Annotated in this window: 5 protein-coding genes; all 5 read right to left on the reverse strand. The window is 58.2% G+C overall.

Annotated elements, in window-relative coordinates; genetic code table 11:
• Positions 1 to 219 precede the first annotated feature (219 nt).
• Positions 220 to 612 carry a response regulator gene (locus tag Q2B33_RS23230; protein ID WP_296461738.1) on the reverse strand — a complete coding sequence of 131 codons (393 nt, stop codon included), beginning with the start codon at positions 610 to 612 and terminating at the stop codon, positions 220 to 222.
• 12 nt (positions 613 to 624) lie between these two features.
• Positions 625 to 1,659, reverse strand: coding sequence for a chemotaxis response regulator protein-glutamate methylesterase (locus tag Q2B33_RS23235; protein WP_296461740.1), 1,035 nt, complete (start codon positions 1,657 to 1,659; stop codon positions 625 to 627).
• 84 nt (positions 1,660 to 1,743) lie between these two features.
• Entirely contained in the window at positions 1,744 to 2,550 is an 807-nt protein-coding gene (locus Q2B33_RS23240) for a protein-glutamate O-methyltransferase CheR (RefSeq protein WP_296474453.1), read from the reverse strand.
• Between the two features lie 129 nt (positions 2,551 to 2,679).
• The gene (locus tag Q2B33_RS23245) at positions 2,680 to 3,777 is read right to left on the reverse strand and encodes a two-component system response regulator (RefSeq protein ID WP_300568385.1); all 1,098 of its coding nucleotides are present in this window, start codon (positions 3,775 to 3,777) and stop codon (positions 2,680 to 2,682) included.
• Positions 3,774 to 4,810 (reverse strand): ATP-binding protein (locus Q2B33_RS23250; RefSeq protein ID WP_300819790.1); only part of this gene is annotated, 1,037 nt, incomplete at its 5' end. The genes Q2B33_RS23250 and Q2B33_RS23245, both read right to left, overlap by 4 nt.

The following is a 4,810-nucleotide window of genomic DNA, read 5'->3' on the forward strand; positions in this document are numbered from 1 at the left end:
CCCTTGATGGTATGCATGGTCCGGAATATCTCGTTGATGCTGTCCTCGTCAAAGCAGTCCGCATCCTTCTGTTCCAGAACAGTCTCCTGAAGCTGCTCCAGCAGCTGACCGTTCTCGAACAGATACATGTCCAGCATGCTTTCTGTGTTAAAATCTCCCGCCATATCTATCTCCTTTCCTGGGTGCGCAGGCAGCGCACTTTAATCTCTTAGCTGCCGATCAGATCAGGTTCAGCTTCTTCATCGCCTGCTCGAACCGCTCCTGATCGATGGGCTTTCCGGAGTATATGGTACACCCCAGCTCAAACGCCATCTTCACGTTCTTCTCCTCGTTCAGGGCAGTGGTCATGATGACCTTCACTGCCTTGTCCGCCGGAATGTTCCTCTCCTTCTCCAGATTGCGGATGCCCATCAGCGCCTGATACCCGTCCATCACGGGCATCATGATGTCAAGGCAGACCAGGTCGTAGGGCTCCTTGTCCTCCAGGGCCATCAGAAACGCGTCCACGGCCTCCATGCCGTCCACCGTCACATCACACTCACCGTACTTCGCAAGAAAGCTTGCCATAAATTTCCTTGTCGCGAAATCATCCTCCGCCAGCAGAATCTTCATGTCTTTTCTCCTTTACATTTTATTCAATAACGCGTATGTCCTCTGGGCGATGTCCGTCAGCTTCTCCTGATATTCCACCGCCCCCAGGTCATATGCGACCTTCGGCATCCCATAGACCACGCAGGTGGATTCGTCCTGCCCGATCGTCCTGGCCCCCGCCTTGCGCATGGCCAGCAGCCCCTTCGCGCCGTCTCCGCCCATCCCCGTCAGGATGATGCCCACCGCGTCAGGCCCCGCCGCCTTGGCCACGGAGTCGAACAGCACCTCCACGGAGGGACAGTGCCCGTTCACCCTGGGCCCGGGCTTGATCTCCACCTGGTAGCTCCCGCCCACCTTCACCAGCCTCATGTGCCTGTCGCCTCCGGGGGCTATCAGCATATGTCCGGGCAGCACCCTGTCCCCGGTCTCCGCCTCCTTGACGCGGATCTGGCACTCATCGTCCAGCCTCTTGGCGTACATCTGCGTGAATCCCGGCGGCATGTGCTGTACACAGACGATTCCCGGAATGTCCGTGCCGAACTGCCGCACCACGGCGGAGGTGGCCTCCGTCCCCCCCGTGGAGGCGCCGATCGCCACCACCAGATTCCTGCCCTTTACAGCCATTCGCTCCGGGTTCGCGTGGTTCAGCATCACCGATTTCTTGATATTGCTGATCCTGGCGCTGGAGGCTATCTTTATCTTTACCAGGAGCTCGTTGCGGACGAAGTCCTCCAGCTGCTTCCTGCTGGACACCGCGGGCTTGGCCACGAAGTCCACCGCCCCCGCGTTCATGGCGTCGAACACCTTGTCGCTCAGGGAGCTGATCACCACCACGGGAAGCGGGTACTGGGGCATGAGCTTTCGCAGGAACTCGATCCCGTTCATCCTGGGCAGCTCGATGTCCAGCGTCATCACATCCGGCTTCAGGGCCAGGATCGCGTCCCTGGCCTCAAAGGGATCCCTGGCCGTCCCCACCACCTGTATCGCCGGATCCCTGCCCAGATTCTGGACCAGCAGTTCCCGGAACACGATGGAATCATCCACTATCAAAACCTTAATCGGCAGCATATATCACCCTGTCCCCCTCTTTGCTTTTCTATCCCAATTTATTATCCCTATTATCTGTTCCAGCTTCTGTCCCCCGGCCCTGGCTCATTTCCGGAAAATGGAGGGCTGAATAATCTGGAACGGCGTACTGTTCCTGTCGATGGTCTCCGTGGTCCCGATGAACAGATAGCCCCCGGGCTCCAGCGCGTCATAGACCTTCTGCACCAGCTCCCGCTTCGTCTTGTCGTCGAAATATATCATCACGTTCCGCAGGAATATGGTATGCATTTTCCGCCGGAAGGGGAACGGATCCATGAGGTTGAACTGCCGGAAGATGACCTCGTCCTTCAGCTCCTGCTTCACCTGATACTGGGTGCCTCCCGCAAGCTTATGGAAGAACTTCTTCCTCCAGTGCTCCGGGATATTCTTGAGCTGTTCGTCCGAGTAGATTCCCGCCATGGCTTTCTGCAGCACCTTGGTGGAGATATCCGTGGCCAGCACCTTGGTATCCCACTGGCTGTGCTCCATCCCGAAGAAGTCCGTCAGCACCATGGCTATCATATAGGGCTCCTCCCCGGAGGAAGCCGCGCCGCACCAGATCCGCAGATCCTTCCTCGCCGCCTCCTTCTGGCGCAGCCAGGGGAGCACCTGGCTCTTGAAGAAGTCGAAATGTTCGAATTCCCGCATGAAATATGTATGATTGGTGGTGAGGAAGTTCACCAGCATCTTCTCCTGATTGCCTGTGGTATCATGCTCCACAGCGTTCATGAATTCATCGAATGTCTTCCAGCCGCCCCTCTTAATATAATTCTCCAGCCGCCCGTTTACAATGACCTTTTTCTGGTAAAGGTCGATTCCGTAGCGCTGCTTCATATGAGAGGCGATCCGTATAAATTCCTCATCCTTGATCACAGTTCATCCCACCTCCTGCCCCGTGGCCTGCACGGGCGCTCATATTCTTATACTACATAACGCTGAATACTGCCTGATGTGCAGCATAATATTGCTGTACGTCAACGAATCTATATCCGTCCTCCCGCCTCAGCATAACTGACGGGATATCTTGCGGCATATCCGGAAAATATCCGGATTGAACTTTATCCCCGCCTCCCCCTCCAGGATCCGGAAGGCCTCTTCCCTGCTGTAGTGCTTCTTGTCCGTCAGGGCACAGTAGGCCTGCACGATGGATACGATCTGCGCCGCCAGGGGAATGGCCTCCCCCGCAAGCCCCTCAGGATATCCGCTGCCGTCCCAGTTCTCATGATGGTAATGGGCGATGTCCACGGCCATGCGGACAAAGTCATTGTAGTCGCTGCCCACATGCAGGTCGCCCAGGAGCTTGGCGCCGATGGTTGTATGGGTCTGCACAATCGCCATCTCCCCCGCGTCCAGGGCCTCCGCCTTGCGCAAAAGCTCCAGCGGGATTCCGATATTGCCGATGTCGCAGAGCGGCGCCGCCAGCTCCACGGTATCGATGCAGGCATCGGAAATCTTATCCTCGAACAGCGGGGAAAGCTGCATCCCCTGGGCCAGGATCCTACAGTTCTCCTTCAGGCGCTCTATATGCGCCCCCCGGTAACAGGAATTCCTGGCGGCGATTCCCGCCAGGGCGTATAGTACGTCCTTCTTCTCCTGCTCGATTTGCTTCAGCTGCTCGCTCAGGGAGGCGTGGAGCCTGTGGTTCATCTCCTCCAGCTCCCTGCTGGCCTCATAGAGGCGCAGGTGCACCCCCACCCTGGCCTGCACTACCTCCGGCACAAAGGGCTTCGTGATGTAGTCAGCCCCGCCCAGCGAAAAGCCCTCAATGATATCTTTCGGATTATCGTATGCGGAAATGAAGATAATCGGGATATTTTTTGTCTTTTTATCGTTCTTCAATGCCCTGCACAGCTCATAGCCGTCCATTCCCGGCATGGAGATGTCGGACAGGATCAGCCGGGGGCGTGCCTCCCCAATCAGCCGCAGCGCCTCTTCCCCGCTGGCCGCCGCCACGGGACGGCAGCCCATGTCCTGAATGATCTCCTCCAGGATGCATCTGTTCGCTTCCAGATCGTCCACAATGAGAATCCTGGCCGCGCCTTTGTCCGCATGCTCCATCCCCGGCACCTCCCTGCCTGCAGCCTCCCTGCTCTTCCTCAAATGTCAGACGCCGCGTCCGCGTCCCGGGCGGCCCCGCCCTGACCCAGGCTGCTCTGGTACAGCCTGTCGAATTCCGCGGCCGTCTTCTCGTAGTCCCCCTTCTGGATCGCCATCTTGAGCCTCAGGGCCAGGCGCCTGATGTCCGGCGGCGCGTCCGCGGTGAGCTGCCTCACCGTCTCCATGAACATCTCCGCCTTCTCCAGGTTCTCCATCTCCACGCTCAGGATCAGCTTCGACAGGTTCTTCTTCAGCGCTTCCCTGTTGGCGGGAGTGCCGTAACGCTTCAGCGCCTGGCCGTCCTCCTCATCGGCATCTGTATGGGCCATGCCGGAAAACGCTGCTTCAACATCGTCCGCAGGGACACTGGGGGCCGTCTCCTCCCCGCAGTCCTCCACCCATATGGAGAATGAAAAGCTGCTGCCGCCGCCCTTCCTGCTCTCCACGTCGATGCCGCCTCCCATGAGCTCCACCAGCTGCCTGCAGATGTTCAGGCCAAGGCCTGTGCCGCCGTACTTCCTGGAGATGGAGGCGTCCACCTGGGAGAAGCTCTGGAACAGCTTATCCCGATCCTCCTCGGCGATGCCGATCCCCGTATCCGATACGATGAAGAAGATTTCCGCCTTGTCGCCCACCCTGGCGGTGAGCAGCGCCTGGACGGTGATTTTGCCCACCGCGGTGAATTTCAGGGCATTGGACAGAAGATTGTTCAGAATCTGCACGATGCGCAGTTCGTCCCCCACCACATACTCCGGCACCTGGGGCGATACGGTCAGGAAGAAATCCAGCCCCTTCTCGGTGATTCTGCTGATGTGTTGGGCCTTCACGTAATCCAGCATATTTCGAAAATGGAATTTCCGAAGCTCCAGGGTGAACTTCCCCGCCTCCAGCTTGGAAAAATCCAGGATATTGTCGATGATTTTGTTCATGTCGCCGCAGCAGCGCTCTATGAGCTGCAGGGCCTTCTCGGTGCGCCCCTCCTCCAGGGGCCCGCCCAGGAGCTCCCTGACATTGCCCAGGATGCCGTTCACAGGCG

Source organism: uncultured Acetatifactor sp. (assembly GCF_948601915.1).
In the GTDB taxonomy this organism is placed as follows: Bacteria; Bacillota; Clostridia; order Lachnospirales; family Lachnospiraceae; genus Acetatifactor.